Raw genomic sequence first — 16,666 nt, forward strand, 5'->3', positions numbered from 1 at the left:
TGTCATGTCTGTCATCGACACGTTCACCGCTGCACCGGATGGCCGCCCCGATCCCGATGCGCTGCTGGAGAGGCTGCAACAGGACGAACAGGCGGCGCGCCTGGGCAAGCTGCGGATCTACTTCGGCTCCAACGCCGGGGTCGGCAAGACCTGCGCCATGCTGGTCGCCGCCCAGCGCGAACGGGCCCAGGGCCGCGACCTGGTGGCCGGGGTGGTGGAAACCCACGGTCGCCGGGAAACCGCCGAGCTGCTGGAGGGCCTGGAGCTGTTGCCGCGCCAGAACGTCATGCACCGCGACCGCCAGCTCAGCGAGTTCGACCTGGACGCGGCCCTGGCCCGCGCGCCGGCCGTGCTGCTGGTGGACGAACTGGCCCACAGCAACGTTCCGGGCTCGCGCCATCCCAAGCGCTGGCAGGACGTCGAAGAACTGCTGCGCGCCGGCATCGATGTCTGGACCACCCTCAACGTCCAGCACCTGGAAAGCCTCAACGACATCGTCAGCGGCATCATCGGCATCCGGGTGCGCGAGACGGTGCCCGACCATATCTTCGACCAGGCCCACGAAGTGCTGGTGATCGACCTGCCACCGGATGACCTGCTGCGTCGGCTCAAGGACGGCAAGGTCTACCTGCCGCCCCAGGCCGAGCGGGCTTCACGCCATTTCTTTCGCAAGGGCAACCTGTTGGCCCTGCGCGAACTGACCCTGCGGCGCACCGCCGACCGGGTCGACGCGCAGATGCGCGACTATCGCCGCGAACGCTCCATCATCACCCTGTGGCCGGCGCGGGAACGCTTGCTGGTCGGGGTGGCGGGGCATCCTTCCGATGAGCGCCTGGTGCGCGAGGCCGCGCGCCTGGCACAGAAACTGGAAGCCGACTGGATAGTGGTCCATGTGGCGGCGAACCAGCGCCGTGGCGCGGGTGCCCAGCGCTATGGGGCCGCGATGAAGACCCTGGCCCTGGCCGCCGAGTTCGGTGCCGACACCGCCACCCTGCCGGGCATGGACGTAGCCGAAGCGCTGGTGGCCTGTGCCCGCGAGCACAACGCCAACCGCCTGGTGCTGGGGCATTACCCGCGCAAGGTCTGGCAGCTCTGGCATCAATCGGTCAGCGATCGCATCAGCCGCCATCACCCCGAGATCGACCAGATCGTGATCGCCCATGGGCCGCTGTCCACTGTGGCCGCGCCACCCCGGCCCGAGGCGCCTCTGCCGCCCAGCCGGCTGCCGGCCTATCTGTGGGCCAGCCTGGCCTGTTTCGCCGCCACCGCGGTGGCGGCCCTCTTGCTCAAGGTGTTCGACCCGGCCAACGTGGTCATGCTGTTTCTGCTCACCGTGGTCCTGGTCGCCCTGCGTTACGGGCGGGGTCCGGGTGCCTGGGCGGCGATGCTGGCGGTGCTGTGCTTCGACTTCTTCTTCGTGCGGCCGGTGCTGTCGTTCACGGTCAACGACACCCAGTATTTTTTCACCTTCGCCCTGATGCTCGGCATTGCCCTGATCACCGGGCAGTTGACCGCGCGCCTGCGCCATGAGGCACGCACCGCCGCCGCCGGGGAGCGCCGTGCCACGTCCCTGGCCCGGCTGGCCCGGGACCTGTCGGCGGCGCTGACGGTGGAGCAGATCGGCGAGGTCGCCCTGCGCACCTTCGGCGGAGTGTTCGAGGCGCGGGTCGGCCTGGCGCTGCCGGACGCCGCCGATACGGTCCATGCCCTGGGCAACGGCCCCGTTGCCATCGATGAAAGCATCGCCCAGTGGGCCTACGATCATGGCCAGCCCGCCGGCCAGGGCACAGACACCCTGGCCGCGGCCAAGGGCTGCTACCTGCCGCTCAAGGCGCCGATGCGGGTGCGCGGGGTGCTGGTGCTGGAACTGGCCGAGGCCGAGCGCTTCGACGAGCCGGAAGAGCGGCGTCTGCTGGAAGCCTGCATGAGCCAGCTGGCCATTGCCCTGGAGCGCGTGCACTACGTCGAAGTGGCCCAGAGCACCCTGGTGCAGATGGAGGGCGAGCGCATGCGCAACACCCTCCTGGCGGCGATCTCCCATGACTTGCGCACGCCCCTGACCACCATCATCGGTGCCGCCGATGCGGCGCTGCCCCATGCGCCGAGCGGCCCGCTGTCGGGGCTGCTGGGCGGCATTCATGAGCAGGCCAGCTCCATGCAGCGGCTGATCGAGAACTTGCTGGACATGGCGCGCATGCAGGAGCGCGGCGTGCGCTTGAATCGCCAGTGGCATTCCCTCGAAGAGATAGTCGGCAGCGCCCTGCGCCAGATGCGCCAACCCTTGGCCGGGCATGTGCTGCGGGCCTCCATGGCCGCCGATCTGCCGCTGGTGGAAGTGGATGCGCTGCTGCTGGAGCGGGTGCTGGTCAACCTGCTGGACAACGCTGCCAAGTACACCCCGGCCGGTACCCGGGTGGAGATCAGTGCGCAGCGGCTGGAGGAGCAGATCGTGCTGCAGGTCAGCGACAACGGTCCCGGCTGCCCGCCCGGCAGTTCGCCGCAGAGCCTGTTCGATGCCTTCAGTCGGGGTCAGCAGGAGTCGCCGGTGGCCGGCATCGGCCTGGGGCTGGCCCTGGCCAAGCGGATCGTCGAAACCCATGGCGGACGGATCGAGGCCTTGCCACGGGCGCCCTCGGGCATCAGCTTCGTCATCACTTTACCGGCGGGTCAGCCGCCTTCCATGGAAACCTTATGAGCACTGCACGCATTCTTATCGTCGAAGACGAGGCCAATATCCGCCGCTTTGTCGGCATCGCCCTGCAGGACGAAGGCTTTCAGGTGTTCGAGGCGGATAACGTCAAGCGTGCCCTGATCCATGCCGCCAGTCGCCAGCCGGACCTGGTGATCGTCGACCTGGGGTTGCCCGATGGCGACGGCAAGCAGTTGATCAGCGAGCTGCGGGGCTGGCTGGCGGTGCCGATCCTGGTGCTTTCGGCCCGGGACCGGGAAGAGGAGAAGGTCGCGGCCCTGGATGCCGGGGCGGACGACTATCTGGTCAAACCCTTCGGTGTACCGGAGCTGCTGGCGCGGATTCGCGCCCAGTTGCGTCGCCATGTGCAGAGCGGGGTGACGGCCAGCACCAGCAAGGTGGCCTTCGGCAACATCGAAGTGGACTTGGCGACCCATGAGGTGTTGCGTGAAGGGCAGGCGGTGCACCTGACACCGATCGAGTACCGCCTGCTCTGCGCGCTGATCCGCGGCCAGAGCCGGGTCATGACGCACCGCCAGTTGTTGCTGGAGGTCTGGGGCCTGGACTATGTGGACCGTGCCCACTACCTGCGGGTGCACATGGCGCACCTGCGGCAGAAGCTCGAGGCCGACCCGGCGCAGCCCCTGCACTTCATTACCGAGCTGCAGGTGGGTTACCGGCTGGTGGGCTTGTAAACCAGGGCCGGAATGCCGGCCCCGGGGGCTTATTTGTTCTTCTTCGCCCGGCGTTCGTGCAGAAAGTCGATGTACAGGGTGATGAAACCGAAGGTGCTGATGCTGAACAGCAGGAAAAGGCCGATTTGGGTGTTGCTCATGATCGAGGTCCTGTGGCTGAGACGCGGGGCCGCTCCAGCAGCGGTGGGGCGGGGGCCGATCGTCGAGGCACAGAGAAATAGTCCGAACGCCGGGGCTTGGCCAGGGCTTATATGAAAGCTTTACGGGGTGCTTTTCGATCCATATGCACTTCATACGTGGGCGGTTCTTTGCCAGTTGTGCTGCTCGCGGCGGGGGCGCTGTTGCTAGAATCGACACCCCTGTCATTCAGCCGCTACGGTCGCCGTCCCCTGCCATGAATTCATCGAATCCTGTTATCCGCCAGGTCCTGCCTTCCGACCTGGACCGCTGCTTCGCCATCGAAACCCTGGCCTACGAAGGCGACGAAGCCGCCACCCGGGAAAAGATCGCCACCCGCATCGCCACCTGGCCCGAAGGCTTCATCGTCGCCGAAGTGGAGGGCGTGGTGGCCGGCTTCATCAATTCCGGCGCGGCCTTCGAGGTCGAGATGGCCGACGAGGCCTTCAAGGAACTGATCGGCCACGACCCGGCCGGGCCCCATGTGGTGATCATGTCGGTGGTGGTGCACCCGGACTACCAGGGCCAGGGCGTTTCCCGGCGCCTGCTGGAGGCCTTTATCGAGCGCATGCGCGGCCTGGGCAAGGCCAGCATCAACCTGATGTGCAAGGAACGGCATGTGCCGCTGTACGAGCGTTTTGGCTTCGTCTACCTCAAGGCCTCGGCATCGGACCATGGCGGCATGGCCTGGCATGAGATGGTGCTGGAGTTGTGAGCTCGAAGGGCTGCAGCGAGGCAGCCCTTTTTTCTGCCTGCCATTCCACGACACCCCCCTGTAGGAGCGAGGCTTGCCCGCGATAGGGGCGCTGCGGTCTGGCTGATAAACCGCGTTATCGTTCATCGCGAGCAAGCTTCGCTCCTACAGAAGCATTCAATACAGGCTGTTGCGCACCCGTTCCGGCATTTCCCGGTCGTAGCGGTCGGCGTCGAACTGGCCGTCGCAGAGGCGCTTGAGGATGGCGCCGGCCGAGGGCAGGGCCGAGCGTTCCAGGTAGCGCTCGGGGTTCCACAGCTCGGAGCGCACTATGGCCTTGGAGCAGTGGAAATAGGCCGCCTCGACGTCCACCAGGATCACCGTGCGCGCCGGCTTGCCGTTCACCGCGAAGCTGTCCAGCAGCGCCGGCTCGGCCGAGATCCGCGCTCGGCCGTTGACCCGCAGGGTCTCGCCGATGCCCGGGATGATGAACAGCAGGGCCACCCGCGGGTCGCTGAGGATATTGCGCAGGCTGTCGATGCGGTTGTTGCCCGGGCGGTCGGGGATGGCCAGGGTGCGCTCGTCGACGATCCGCACGAACCCCGGGGTGTCGCCGCGGGGCGAGCCGTCCATGCCGTCGGGACCGCTGGTGCTCAGGATCACCAGCGGTGAGGCGCGCACCATGGCCTGGTAGTCCGGGTTGAGGAAGGGGATTTCCTTGCGCACGGCCCGCTCGAGGGGCAGGCCGTAGATCGCTTCCAGTTGTTCGAGGGTGGTCAGCATCATGCTTCTCCTGGGTAACGTCAGAAAATCAGGGCCAGGCGCCGTTCGTAGCCGATGCGGCCCCGGTAGGCCTCGCCGCAGTCGACCCAGCCTTGTTTCAGGTAGAGGTTGAACGCCGCTGTGTTGTCCGCGTCCACCGACAGCATCAGCCCCTTGATCTCCGGCCACGCCTGGCGCGCGGCGGCGGGCAGGGCTTGCAGGCAGGCGAGGCCGTAGCCTTGGCCCTGGACCCGGTGATCGACCTGCAAGGCATGCAGGGTGGCGGTGTCGGGGTCGGCCCAATGGGGCAGGAAGGGCGGGCGCTTGAGCAGCAGGAACGCCACCGGGACCTCGTCGGCCAGCAGGGCGAAGCCCTTGATCCCGGGCTCCGGCGCCTTGAGCAGGGTATGCAGCGCGGTGTAGATATCGCCGGAATAATTCTTTTGCTGCGGGTGCACCTCGAGCGCGTCGAGCTGCTGCAATTGCCTGGCGTCGAGCTGTTCGTAGGGCACGAGTCGGGTGGTCGTTGGGCTATCCATATCCAGGCACTGGGGGAGGCTGTAGGAGTGGCGATTCTAGCGATTTTGCCCGGGGTCCCGGTTTTTTTTCCTGGCTTTGTCGATTTGCCCGGCGGCCAGACGACTAAGGGTGTCTTCAGGATTTAACGGTCGCCTCTGGCGGCCACCTTGAGCCCGTGTCACTCAATCGCAAGGAGAATCGCCATGAACGCCCAAACCACCGAAAGCGAAATTCGCAGCCTGATCGACGCCTGGCGCCAGGCCGTGATGGTCAAGGACATCGACCGCATCGTCAGCTACTACGCCGACGACATCACCTCGTTCGACGCCGTGACCGCGTTGCAATTCAAGGGCAAGGAGGCCTACCGCGCGCACTGGAAGACCTGCATGGAAGTCTGCCCCGGCCCTGGCATCTTCGACTTCGAGCAGCTGCACATAGTCGGGGCCAATGACATCGCCTTCGCCCACTGGCTGGCCCACTGCGGCGGTGCTGACGACAAGGGCGAGACCAAGGCTTGCTGGATGCGCGTGACCGCGGGTTACCAGCGTATTGGTGGGCAGTGGAAAGTGGTCCACGAACACTGGTCGGCCCCCTTCGACATGATGAGCGGCACCGTGCTGTTCGACCTGCAACCCTGATCGTCGGTTTTTTCGCGAAAGCCTGAAACTGCAGCCATAGTTGATCAGCCCGATCAAGGAGAGCCCCATGAAATACCTATGCCTGGTCTACAGCGACGAACAGCTGTTGCACAGCCTGCCGGAGAGCCCGAAGGACGCCGAGTGCATGGCCTACGCCGAGTCGGTGCAGGGCAGCGGCCGGATGATCGCCGCCGAGGCCCTGGAGTCGGTGCAGACCGCGACCACGGTGCGCATGCGCGGCGGCCGGCTGTCGATCACCGACGGCCCGTTCGCCGAAACCAAGGAACAGTTGGCCGGGTTCTACCTGATCGATGCCAAGGACCTCAACGAAGCCATCCAGGTCGCCGGCAACATCCCGGCGGCCCGGGTCGGCAGCATCGAGGTGCGCCCGGTGCGCGAGTTGAATCCCTGATCGCAACCTTTGCAAACGAGCCCTGAAAACAAGCATAAGCAGGAGTTTCGCAATGACCGAGCACAGCCTGGGCCGTGCGCCCGCCCCATACGAGTTGTCCATCAGTCGCCTGATCGATGCGCCGCCCGGCAAGCTGTTCCGCGCCTGGACCGAACCCGAGTTGCTGGTGCAATGGTGGGGGCCCCACGGCATGACCACCCCGGAGTGTGAAATGGACCTGTGGGTCGGCGGCCAGTTTCGCACCCTGATGCGCGCCCCGGATGGCAACGAGTACCCGACCATGGGCGTGTTCCTGGAGATAGTCGCGCCGCGGCGGCTGGTGTTCACCGACGCCTTCCTGCCGGGCTGGATCCCTTCGGGCAAGGCCTTCATGAGCGCCGAGGTGACCTTCGACGAAGTGGACGGCAAGACCCTCTACACCGCCCGCGCCATGCACTGGAGCGAGGAGGATCGCCAGGCCCATGAAGCCATGGGCTTTCACGAGGGCTGGGGGCAGAGCCTGGATCGCCTGGAAAGCCTGGTGACCCGAGGCATGCCGGACTGATGCCGACGGCGCCGCAAGACAGCGTCAAGGCGCTGGTGGAGAGGGTCTACCGCAACGAGTCGCGGCGGATCCTGGCGACCCTGATTCGCCTGCTGGGGGATTTCGACCTCGCCGAGGAAGCCTTGCACGAGGCGTTCTTCGTCGCGGTCGAGCGTTGGCAGCGCGACGGCGTACCGGACAACCCGCGGGCCTGGCTGGTGTCGGCCGGGCGTTTCAAGGCCATCGACGGTTTGCGCCGCCGGGCGCGGTTCGCCGCGTCCCAGGCGGCGCTGGTCAGCCAGCTGGAAGAGTTGGAGCAGGCTGACTGGAGCGAGGAGGACCTGGAAGACGACCGCCTGCGCCTGATCTTCACCTGCTGCCACCCGGCGCTGGCGGCGGACGCCCAGGTGCCGCTGACCCTGCGGGAAATCTGCGACCTGACCACCGAGGAAATCGCCCGGGCCTTTCTCTGTGCGCCGGCCACCATCGCCCAGCGCATTGTGCGCGCCAAGGCCAAGATCCGCGATGCGCATATCCCTTATCAGGTGCCGTCCCTGGGCGAGCTGCCCGAGCGTCTGGACAGTGTATTGCGGGTGGTTTACCTGGTGTTCAACGAAGGCTATTCGGCGTCGATGGGCGCCGAGCTGACCCGCGAAGACCTGACCCATGAGGCGATCCGCCTCGGGCGCCTGTTGCTGGAGCTGCTGCCGGAACCCGAAGTGATGGGCCTGCTGGCCTTGATGCTGCTGCACGAGTCGCGGCGCCGGGCGCGGACCTCGGCTACCGGGGAGCTGGTGCTGCTGGACGAGCAGGACCGCTCGCTGTGGGACCGCGAACTGATCGCCGAAGGCTGCGCCCTGGTGGAACACGCCCTGGGCACCCGGCGTTTCGGCCCGTACTGCCTGCAGGCGGCGATCGCCGCGGTGCATGCCGAAGCGGCGACGGCCGGGGAAACCGACTGGCAGCAGATCATCGGCCTGTATGACGTGCTGTTGCGCGCCATGCCCTCGCCAGTGATCGAGCTCAACCGCGCGGCCGCCATCGCCCAGCGGGACGGGCCGTTGGCCGGCCTGGAGCGGGTCGAGGCGATCCTGGCCCGGGGCGAGTTGCAGGATTACCACCTGGCCCATTCGGCGCGGGCCGAGTTCTGCCGGCAACTGGGCCGGGTGGAGCCGGCGCGGCAAGCCTATCTGCGAGCCCTGGAACTGACCCGGCAAGAGCCGGAGCGGCGTTTTATCGAAAAAAGGCTGGAAGCGCTGAACGCGCTCTGAGTCCCTGCCGATCCGGACGGCCGCGACCTGTTCGAGATCGCTGAAGGCCTTCGGCCTTATCGCAGCCTGCGGCAGCGGCTACAGGGGATTGTGGCGCGAGTGGGAGGATCAGGGTGTCAGGGAGAAGAGCCCTCAATCTGTCGGCCGAACCTGTAGCCGCTGCCGCAGGCTGCGATCGGGTTGGGCGGCATTCCGACGAAGCCCCCGTCAACGGGCGACACCGTGCATCTGCAAAAACGCGGTTATTCCAGCATCCGCCCCAGCAACCAGCTGCCCGCCGGACCTGGCGGGTGCAGGCGCGACCACAGGGCATCGACCGCCACGTTACGCGGCCAGCCACGGGCATCGAGTTCCACCAGGCTGTCGGCGCCGAAACGCTCCACCAGCCAGCGTGGCAGGGGCGCCCAGCCAAATCCGCCCTGGGCCATCTCCAGCAGCATCAGGTAGCTCGGCGCCGACCATACCCGGCCCTTGGCCCGGCTTTCGTAGGGATTGACGATGGTTGCCAGGCGCAGTTCGCGGTGCTGTTGCAGCCGGGCCTGGTCGATATTTTTTAGCGCCGCCAAGGGGTGCTTGCGCGACACGAACAGGGCGATTTCCGTGCGCTCGTCCACCGTCGCATGGTCCAGGTCCGCCGGGTAGTCGGGCTGCATTTCGGCGAAGGCGATCTGCGCCCGGCCGCGTTGGACCAGCTCGATCAGGTCATCGCATTCGGCGATCAGGCATTCCAGTTCCAGGTCCGGGTAGCGTTGCTCGAAGGCGCTCAGCGAGGTTTCGAAACGATCCGACTGATAGGTGTCGGACAGGGCCACCGTGAGCTTGGCTTCCACGCCCTGGGCCAGCTGGCTGGCGGCCATTTCCAGGCGGCTGGTGGCGGCCAGGATGTCTTCGGCCCGTTGCAGCATGACGTGGCCTTGCGGGGTGAGGGCGGGCTTGCGGCTGCTGCGGTCGAACAGTTGCAGGTCGAGGTCGATCTCCAGGCTCGCCACTGCCGCGCTGATGGTCGACTGGCTCTTGCCGAGCTTGCGCGCGGCCGCGGAAAACGAGCCTTGGGTGGCCGCCTGGACAAAGGCCAGCAGTACTTCGTGTGAGGCCATGAACTATCGCCTTGATCGATGGTTAATGATTATGAAGTATCGGTAGGAGAGGTGATCATGGCAACCACATTCACTTGAGAGAGCCGGATCATGAGCACCACCAAATCCTTGACCGAACGCGTTTTCCAGGCCGTGGGCTTCGAGTTGCTGGCGTTCGCGCTGTGTACGCCGCTGCTGGCCTGGATCATGGACAAGCCCTTTGTCGACATGGGCGTGGCGACCATCGCCATCGGCCTGATCGCCCTGGCCTGGAACGTGGTCTTCAATGGCCTGTTCGACCGTCTGCTCAAGCGCCTGGCCCTGGCGCCCAGCGGCTGGACCCGGGTCGCCCACGCGCTGCTGTTCGAGGGTGGCCTGGTGGCGGTGAGCGTGCCGCTGATTGCCTGGTGGCTGCAGGTCAGCCTGATGCAGGCGTTGATTCTCGACATCGGCGTGCTGCTGTTCTTCCTGCCCTACACCTATGTCTATCACTGGGGCTACGACCTGGTGCGGGAACGGCTGATGCTGCGTCGCCCGCTCAATGGCGCCCGTTGAAAACAGCAGAGGTCAGCGGGCGGCGTGGTGCCGCTCGATGGCCTCGAGGTAGGCCTTCATCGCCCTGGGCACTTCCTGCAACAGCAGAATGCTCTTGAGCTGGCTATTCTCCAGAGCAACCTGGAACAGTCCGATGGGCAAGCCGAGCATCGCCGTCACATAGGTTTCGCGTTGCGCGGCAGTGGCGCCGGGCAGGCGCAGGGCGAGCATGCGGGCGTAGGTTGCCTGGATTCGCTCCCGCGCCTCCGGAGCCTGGAGCTGGCCGGGGGCGAAGGCGGGGCTGATCATCTGCAACAGGTCGGGATGGGTCTCGAGGTATTCCATGATCGGCATGATCATCCGCTCGATCACCTGCTGGCTGCTCGACTCGACCCAGGTCGCCGGGTCGATGGCCAGGAGGTTGGCGGTGATCCGGTCGATGGCGTCGATGTGCCGCTGGCCGAGGGCATCGAGCACGCTCTGCTTGTCGCTGAAGAAGTGGTACAGCGAACCGATGGAGGTGCCGGCTTCGCGCGCGAGGCCATGCATGGTCAGGCTGGCCACTCCCTGGCTGACCAGCAGGTGGGCGCAAGCGTCGAGAATCGCCGTGACCCGTTCATGGCCACGAGTCTGTTTTGGCGAGCGCGGGTTTTTAGCCGGGAGCATTTTTGAATCGTTCATGGTCTGAGTGGCAGCAAGGGGCATACATTATGGCGCACCAGAGCGTTTGCAGTCCTTACGTAAAACTAGACACCATCCTCTACTTTTGCAGAGAATACGCGCCATGGATCAGCGCCCTCCGCTGTCCCACCTGACTCGAAGACCATGACACTCTCTCCCAACTGGATCATCTGCGAGCATTGCGATTCGCTGTACGAATCCGTGCCGCTTGCAAAAGGCCAGACCTCCCAGTGCTCGCGCTGCGGGGCGGTGCTGGAGCGCGCCCGGAGCCTGAACGTGCAGCAACTGCTTGCCCTGTCGATCACGGCGGCGCTGCTGTTCGTGTTCGCCAATGCCTTCCCGGTGATCGGCATCAGCCTCGAAGGCCTGAGCAACGAAGCGACCCTCTGGCAGTCGGTCGAAGCCCTGGCCCAGGGCCGCATCAGCCTGATCGCCGCGGTCACCGGCCTGGCCATCATCCTTGCTCCCGGCTTGCAGATCCTCCTGCTGTGCTGGGTGCTGGGCTTCGCCAATATCGGGCGCGCGGCGCCGGGCTTCAAGGCCTGCATGCGCGCCCTGGAGCACCTGCGGCCGTGGAGCATGCTGGAGGTGTGCCTGCTGGGCATCCTGGTGGCCATTGTCAAGCTGGCCGGCATGCTCGACGTGCACCCGGGCCTGGGGCTGTGGTCGCTGTCGATGCTGACGGTGCTGATCATCCTGATTTCCGGCAAGGGCATCCGCCGCCTCTGGGATGACCTGGAGGGCCGCTACTGATGAACCAGCCTCCCTACGCCCGCGACCTGGGCCTGATGCTGTGCCACACCTGCGGCCAGGCCTGCCCGCAGGATGTTCACTACTGCCCGCGCTGCGAGGCCGTGGTGCATGCGCGCAAACCCGACAGCCTGAACCGCACCTGGGCCTTCCTTGTGGCCAGCCTGATTCTCTACATCCCGGCCAACGTGCTGCCGGTGATGTACACCCAGATATTCGGCAGCGGCAGCGAAAACACCATTCTCAGTGGCGTGCTGGAGTTCTGGCAGCACGGCTCCTGGGACATCGCCCTGCTGATCTTCATCGCCAGCGTGGTGGTGCCGTGCAGCAAGTTCTTCGTCCTGGGGATGCTGCTGATCACCTGCCAGCGCCGCAGCCATTGGGCGATGCGCGAGCGCGCCAAGCTGTACCGCTTTATCGAGGTGATCGGCTACTGGTCGATGCTCGACGTGCTGGTGGTCGCCCTGGTGGCGGCGCTGGTGCAATTCCACGCCCTGAGCTCGATCGAGCCGCGCATGGGTATCCTGTTCTTTGGTTTGGTCGTGGTCCTGACGATGTTCGCGGCCATGAGTTTCGATCCCCGGCTTATCTGGGATGTAGAGGTTGAAGATGTCTGATCATCCAGGTTCCAACGCTTCAAGCGCGCCAGCGAGGCCGGGCACCCCCGCGGTCAGGACGCGCCGGTTCAATATTTCGCTGGTGTGGATCGTGCCCATAGTCGCGGCCCTGGTCGGCCTGTCGATGCTGGTGCACAAGTCGCTGTCGGCCGGGCCCGAGATCTCCATCAGCTTCCAGACCGCCGAAGGCCTGGAAGCCAACAAGACCCAGGTCAAGTACAAGAACGTGGTGATCGGCAAGGTCACCTCCATCGCCTTGAGCAAGAACCGCAGCAAGGTGATCGCCAAGGTCGAGCTGGACCAGTCGGCGGAATCCTTCACCGCCGCCGACTCGATGTTCTGGGTGGTGCGCCCGCGTATTGGCGCGGGAGGCGTGTCGGGGGTCGACACCCTGCTGTCGGGGGCCTTTATCGGCGCCGACGCCGGCCGGGAAGAGAAGCGCAAGAAAAGCTTCGTCGGCCTGGAAACGCCGCCACCTGTGACCTACGGGCAAAAGGGCAAGCGCTTCACCCTGCGCACCGATGACCTGGGGTCGCTGGACGTCGGTTCGCCGGTCTATTACCGGCGCATCGAAGTGGGCCAGGTGATTTCCTACAAGCTCTCGGAAAACGGCAAGGGCGTGGACGTGCGGATCTTCGTCAACGCGCCCAACGACCAGTTCGTCACCACCGACTCGCGCTTCTGGAACGCCAGCGGCGTGGACGTGACCCTGGGCGCCAACGGCCTGAAGGTCAACACCGAATCCATCTCGTCGATCCTCGCCGGCGGCATCGCCTTCGTCGAGCCCAAGTACAGCCCCAACGCCAAGCCGGCCGACGAGAACGCCAGCTACCAGCTGTTCGCCGACCAGGAGACCGCGCTGGCGCCGCCCGACGGCGACCCGTACTACATGCGCATGCGTTTCGACCAGACCCTGCGCGGGCTGGCGCTCAATGCGCCGGTGGAGTTCCTCGGGGTGAACTTCGGCCGTGTGGTGTCGATGGACCTGGATTACGACGAGCAGAAAAAGACCTTCTCCACCGTGGTCGGCGTGGTGATCTACCCGGCGCGCCTGGGCAAGGTCCACCAGCAACTGGAGAAGCTCAGCGGTGCCGATGAAAGTCGCGCGGGCTACCTGATCGGTGCCTTCGTCCAGCATGGCCTGCGGGCCCAGGCGCGCAGCGGCAACTTGCTGACCGGCCAGCTGTATATCTCCATGGACTTCATCCCCAACGCCAAGCCGGTGGCTTTCGATGCGACCGCGCGGCCGTTGGAAATCCCCACCGTACCGGGCGGGCTCGACAAGCTGCAGGAGCAGTTGCAGCGAGTGGTGGAGAAGATCAGCAAGTTGCCGATCGATGCCATCGCCAACAACCTCAATGGCAGCCTGACCGAGATGCAGAAGACCTTGCAGAACGTCAACGGCAAGGTATTGCCAGAGATGCGCGACACCCTGGAGCAGACCAAGAAAACCCTGACCACGGCCAACGACAGCTTCGCCGAGGACTCGCCGCAGCGTCTGCAACTGGGCCAGGCGATGGACGAAGTGCAGCGCACCGCCCGTTCGGTGCGGGTGCTCACCGACTTCCTCAGTCGTCATCCCGAAGCACTGATCCGTGGGCGGCTCAAGGACAACCAGCCGGACGCCTACAAATCCTCGACCTCGTCTTCTCGTGAGCCCGAATCGGAAGTCCAGCCATGAAAAAAACTCTAGCGTTGCTGATCGCATCCCTGGGCCTGGCGGCCTGCAGCTCGGCGCCGACCCATTACTACACCCTGATGCCGCCGGCGCCCGAGCCGGCGCCCGCTGGCGTCGCGGCGCCGGCCCTGCAGTTCGAGATGGCCGGGGTGCGCATTCCGATGCAGGTCGACCAGCCGCAAGTCGTGGTGCGCCAGGACGGCGGCACCCTGGCGATCCTGGAAACCGCGCGCTGGAGCGCGCCGCTGGTGGACGAGTTCCACGACGCCCTGGCCAGCCAGATGGAGCAGCAACTGGGCACGCGCAACCTGGAAGGCCTGCCCAAGTCGGCGGCGCAGCCGATCCTGTCGCTGCAGACCGATGTGCGTCGCTTCGAATCGGTGCCGGGGCGTTATGCGCTGATCGACGTGGTGTGGAACCTGCGCCTGCGCGGCGATGGCGTCGAGCGGCGCAGCCTGACCTGCAGCAGCCGCATCAGCCAGCCGGCCAGCGTCGAGTTGTCGAGCCTGGTCCAGGCCCATCAGCGAGCCATCGACGAGCTGGCCAAGCGCATTGCCGGCACCGCCAAACGCTGGGCGCAAAACCCCGCCACCCGCTGTTCCTGACACCCAGCCCCCTGTAGGAGCGAGNCGCACGGCATCGCCAGCCAGCTCGCTCCTGGCGTTTGGGCGCGGCTTAACGCCGTGCCGACAGCTGCTGCGGCGCGAGAAAGGCGTCGTGGAAGTAGTCGCGAAACGCCTGCATCGCTGGGGTGAACGCCCGTTCGCGATGCCAGGCCAGGCCGACGCTCATGGGCGTCACCGGGTCGCTGACGGTCAGGGTTTCGATGCGTTTGCCTTCCAGCGACCAGGGGCGGTGCACCAGGTCCGAGAGGATCGCCACGCCGCTGCCGTTGGCCACCATGCTGCGCACCGCCTCCACCGAACTGGTGCGCACCCGCACCCGGGGTTTCTGCCCGGCGTTTTCCCAATAGCGCATAGCGCTCTGTTCGGCTTCGTCGACGGTCAGCAGGATATAGGGTTCCTGTGCCACGTCGGCGAGGCTGACGGTGGCGCGCTCGCACAGCGGGTGATGGCTGGGCAGCCACAGGCGGCGTTCGGAGTTGAACAGGGTCTCGGAGACGATGTCCGGGTGGGTGAGGTTGGCGGTCAGCACCACGGCCATGTCGAAGCGGCCTTCCAGCAGGCCCTGTTCGATGGCCTGGCGTTCCTGTTCGTGGACCTCGATGGTCACGTCCGGATGCCAGTGCTCCAGGCGTTGCAGGTGGTGCGGCAGGAAGTAGCCGATCACCGTGTAGCTGGCCGCCAGGTGCAGCACGCCGCTGGCGCGGTAGTCCGGCAGCGGGCTGTTCAGCGCGTCGTCGACGCTGCGCAGGATCACATAGGCGCGGTTGAGAAAGTGCCGTCCGGCGTCGGTCAGGTTCATGCCCTGGGCCGAACGCAAGAACAGCTGCACGCCGAGCATGGCTTCCAGTTCCTTGATCGCCGTGGTCACCGCCGACTGGGAGATGTTCAGGTGGATCGCCGCCTGGGAAATCTGCCCGATCTCGGCGGTGGCGACGAAGTAGCGGACCTGGCGCAGGGTGAGGGACATCACGAACTCCTCAAGGCTTCTGTAGGAGCGAGGCTTGCCCGCGATGAGGCCATGACAAACGCCATCGGGCCAGGCTCTTGAACCTGTGGTGGGATCACTGGCGCCATCGCGGGCAAGCCTCGCTCCTACATGAAGGTAGGTATCTGTTTTTCAGAAGATGCCGTATCTGATAATAGATCTTCCCAAGGGGTCAAGGGCGGCCGTAATTTCCACTGCACGAAGTCACGAGAAGTTGGAGCAACAGTGATGCAGGCAGTGGATTTCAATTCGGACATGGGCGAGAGCTTTGGCCCCTGGACCATCGGCGATGGCGTCGACAACGAGCTGATGGGCTTCATCAGCTCGGCCAACATCGCCACCGGCTTTCATGCCGGCGACCCCGGCACCATGCGCCGTACTGTCGAGCAGGCCAAGCGCCTGGGCGTGGCCATCGGCGCCCATCCGGGGTTCCGCGACCTGGTGGGGTTCGGTCGCCGGCACATCAATGCCCCGGCCCAGGAACTGGTGGACGACATGCTCTATCAGCTCGGCGCCCTGCGCGAACTGGCGCGGGTCCAGGGCGTGGCGCTGCAACACATCAAGCCTCATGGCGCGCTCTACATGCACCTGGCGCGGGATGAAGAAGCCGCCCGCTTGTTGGTTGAACACCTGCAAGTCCTGGAGCCCGGGCTGCTGCTGTATTGCATGCCCGGTTCGGTGATCTGGCGGGTGGCCAGGGAGCTGGGCCAGCCAGTGATCCGCGAGTTCTACGCCGACCGCGAGTACGACCTCAGCGGCTCCATCGTCTTCACCCGCCACGTGCGCGCCCTCGATCCGGCCACGGTCGCCGCCCGAGTGGTGCGAGCTTGCCAGCAAGGCCTGGTGCGCACCGTGGAGGGTGAGGACCTGCAGATCGAGTTCGACTCCATCTGCCTGCACAGCGACACCCCTGGCGCCCTGTGCCTGGTGGAGGCCACCCGCGCCGCCCTGGACCAGGCCGGGATCGAGGTGCGTGCGCCGCGCTGAGCCGATCCGCGACCCCCAGCCACAACACCAGGCGCGAAGACGCCGGGGTTCGCCGAAGATTTTTTGCCTGCCTTTCTACAACTATTCCAAGAGGAACAGACATGGCCGAACATTCCGTTATCACCCCCTTGCCGGGCACCTTCTATCGCAAGGCCACGCCCGAGTCGGCGCCCTTCGTCGAGGTTGGCGAGCGCGTCGACGCCGACACCGTGATCGGCCTGATCGAAGTCATGAAGCAGTTTTCCGAACTGACCGCCGGGACGGCCGGTCGCCTCACGGCCTTCGCGGTAGAGGACGGCGATCCGGTGGAACCGGGTCAGGTCGTTGCCACGCTCGATGACCAGTGAGGGCA

19 protein-coding genes are annotated in these 16,666 nt (G+C 65.7%); 14 read left to right on the forward strand and 5 right to left on the reverse strand.

Features of this window, described 5'->3' with window-relative positions:
- Window positions 1–4: 4 nt before the first annotated feature.
- The 3 genes from ACTJKT_RS04825 (at window position 5) to ACTJKT_RS04835 (ending at window position 4,276) form a co-directional block, all read left to right on the forward strand.
- Window positions 5–2,695, forward strand: a complete 2,691-nt coding sequence (locus tag ACTJKT_RS04825) for a DUF4118 domain-containing protein (RefSeq protein ID WP_440786368.1) — start codon at window positions 5–7, stop codon at window positions 2,693–2,695.
- Window positions 2,692–3,384 (forward strand): response regulator, encoded by a 693-nt coding sequence (locus ACTJKT_RS04830; protein ID WP_440786369.1) that lies wholly within the window; start codon window positions 2,692–2,694, stop codon window positions 3,382–3,384. Before ACTJKT_RS04825 ends, ACTJKT_RS04830 begins: the two co-directional genes overlap by 4 nt.
- Window positions 3,385–3,778: 394 nt before the next feature.
- Window positions 3,779–4,276 carry a GNAT family N-acetyltransferase gene (locus ACTJKT_RS04835; protein ID WP_440786370.1) on the forward strand — a complete coding sequence of 166 codons (498 nt, stop codon included), beginning with the start codon at window positions 3,779–3,781 and terminating at the stop codon, window positions 4,274–4,276.
- Between the two features lie 156 nt (window positions 4,277–4,432).
- On the opposite strand, the gene ACTJKT_RS04840 is transcribed toward ACTJKT_RS04835, so the two are convergent.
- Window positions 4,433–5,038, reverse strand: a complete 606-nt coding sequence (locus ACTJKT_RS04840) for a pyridoxamine 5'-phosphate oxidase family protein (RefSeq protein ID WP_440786371.1) — start codon at window positions 5,036–5,038, stop codon at window positions 4,433–4,435.
- Between the two features lie 20 nt (window positions 5,039–5,058).
- Window positions 5,059–5,556, reverse strand: coding sequence for a GNAT family N-acetyltransferase (locus tag ACTJKT_RS04845; protein WP_440786372.1), 498 nt, complete (start codon window positions 5,554–5,556; stop codon window positions 5,059–5,061).
- Window positions 5,557–5,739: 183 nt separating this feature from the next.
- On the opposite strand from ACTJKT_RS04845, the gene ACTJKT_RS04850 reads away from it, so the two are divergent.
- The 4 genes from ACTJKT_RS04850 (at window position 5,740) to ACTJKT_RS04865 (ending at window position 8,380) form a co-directional block, all read left to right on the forward strand.
- Window positions 5,740–6,174, forward strand: a complete 435-nt coding sequence (locus ACTJKT_RS04850) for a YybH family protein (RefSeq protein WP_440786373.1) — start codon at window positions 5,740–5,742, stop codon at window positions 6,172–6,174.
- Window positions 6,175–6,241: 67 nt separating this feature from the next.
- On the forward strand, window positions 6,242–6,586 hold the full coding sequence (locus tag ACTJKT_RS04855) for a YciI family protein (protein ID WP_025805797.1): 345 nt from the start codon (window positions 6,242–6,244) through the stop codon (window positions 6,584–6,586).
- A 52-nt stretch (window positions 6,587–6,638) separates the two neighbouring features.
- Entirely contained in the window at window positions 6,639–7,130 is a 492-nt protein-coding gene (locus ACTJKT_RS04860; RefSeq protein ID WP_440786374.1) for an SRPBCC family protein, read from the forward strand.
- Window positions 7,130–8,380 carry an RNA polymerase sigma factor gene (locus ACTJKT_RS04865; RefSeq protein WP_440786375.1) on the forward strand — a complete coding sequence of 417 codons (1,251 nt, stop codon included), beginning with the start codon at window positions 7,130–7,132 and terminating at the stop codon, window positions 8,378–8,380. Before ACTJKT_RS04860 ends, ACTJKT_RS04865 begins: the two co-directional genes overlap by 1 nt.
- Window positions 8,381–8,622: 242 nt before the next feature.
- Here ACTJKT_RS04865 and ACTJKT_RS04870 read toward each other — a convergent pair whose 3' ends face one another.
- Complete coding sequence (locus tag ACTJKT_RS04870) at window positions 8,623–9,477, reverse strand: LysR family transcriptional regulator (RefSeq protein WP_307948372.1); 855 nt, start codon at window positions 9,475–9,477, stop codon at window positions 8,623–8,625.
- Between the two features lie 90 nt (window positions 9,478–9,567).
- Here ACTJKT_RS04870 and ACTJKT_RS04875 point away from each other — a divergent pair, with 90 nt between their 5' ends.
- Complete coding sequence (locus ACTJKT_RS04875) at window positions 9,568–10,011, forward strand: multidrug/biocide efflux PACE transporter (protein ID WP_440786376.1); 444 nt, start codon at window positions 9,568–9,570, stop codon at window positions 10,009–10,011.
- Window positions 10,012–10,023: 12 nt separating this feature from the next.
- On the opposite strand, the gene ACTJKT_RS04880 is transcribed toward ACTJKT_RS04875, so the two are convergent.
- Window positions 10,024–10,671: a TetR/AcrR family transcriptional regulator gene (locus ACTJKT_RS04880; RefSeq protein WP_102677569.1), complete on the reverse strand. Its 648-nt coding sequence runs from the start codon at window positions 10,669–10,671 to the stop codon at window positions 10,024–10,026.
- A gap of 144 nt (window positions 10,672–10,815) precedes the next feature.
- On the opposite strand from ACTJKT_RS04880, the gene ACTJKT_RS04885 reads away from it, so the two are divergent.
- The 4 genes from ACTJKT_RS04885 to ACTJKT_RS04900 are packed head-to-tail and all read left to right on the forward strand — an operon-like array spanning window position 10,816 to window position 14,321.
- Window positions 10,816–11,424 (forward strand): paraquat-inducible protein A, encoded by a 609-nt coding sequence (locus ACTJKT_RS04885; protein WP_440786377.1) that lies wholly within the window; start codon window positions 10,816–10,818, stop codon window positions 11,422–11,424.
- Entirely contained in the window at window positions 11,424–12,038 is a 615-nt protein-coding gene (locus ACTJKT_RS04890) for a paraquat-inducible protein A (protein ID WP_097304745.1), read from the forward strand. The genes ACTJKT_RS04885 and ACTJKT_RS04890 overlap by 1 nt, the downstream gene beginning before the upstream one ends.
- A complete protein-coding gene (locus tag ACTJKT_RS04895; protein WP_440786378.1) occupies window positions 12,031–13,719 on the forward strand; it encodes a PqiB family protein in 1,689 nt (562 codons plus the stop codon). Before ACTJKT_RS04890 ends, ACTJKT_RS04895 begins: the two co-directional genes overlap by 8 nt.
- A complete protein-coding gene (locus ACTJKT_RS04900) occupies window positions 13,716–14,321 on the forward strand; it encodes a PqiC family protein (protein WP_440786379.1) in 606 nt (201 codons plus the stop codon). Before ACTJKT_RS04895 ends, ACTJKT_RS04900 begins: the two co-directional genes overlap by 4 nt.
- Window positions 14,322–14,391: 70 nt before the next feature.
- Here the strand turns inward: ACTJKT_RS04900 and ACTJKT_RS04905 are convergent, their stop codons facing one another.
- Window positions 14,392–15,309 carry a LysR family transcriptional regulator gene (locus tag ACTJKT_RS04905; protein WP_097304742.1) on the reverse strand — a complete coding sequence of 306 codons (918 nt, stop codon included), beginning with the start codon at window positions 15,307–15,309 and terminating at the stop codon, window positions 14,392–14,394.
- 246 nt (window positions 15,310–15,555) lie between these two features.
- On the opposite strand from ACTJKT_RS04905, the gene ACTJKT_RS04910 reads away from it, so the two are divergent.
- Both ACTJKT_RS04910 and ACTJKT_RS04915 read left to right on the forward strand, forming a co-directional pair.
- Complete coding sequence (locus tag ACTJKT_RS04910; protein ID WP_440786380.1) at window positions 15,556–16,314, forward strand: 5-oxoprolinase subunit PxpA; 759 nt, start codon at window positions 15,556–15,558, stop codon at window positions 16,312–16,314.
- Between the two features lie 101 nt (window positions 16,315–16,415).
- The gene (locus ACTJKT_RS04915) at window positions 16,416–16,661 is read left to right on the forward strand and encodes an acetyl-CoA carboxylase (protein ID WP_025805784.1); all 246 of its coding nucleotides are present in this window, start codon (window positions 16,416–16,418) and stop codon (window positions 16,659–16,661) included.
- The last annotated feature ends 5 nt before the right edge of the window (window positions 16,662–16,666 follow it).

It is taken from the genome of Pseudomonas sp. 22526 (assembly GCF_052044735.1).
GTDB lineage: Bacteria > Pseudomonadota > Gammaproteobacteria > Pseudomonadales > Pseudomonadaceae > Aquipseudomonas > Aquipseudomonas piscium.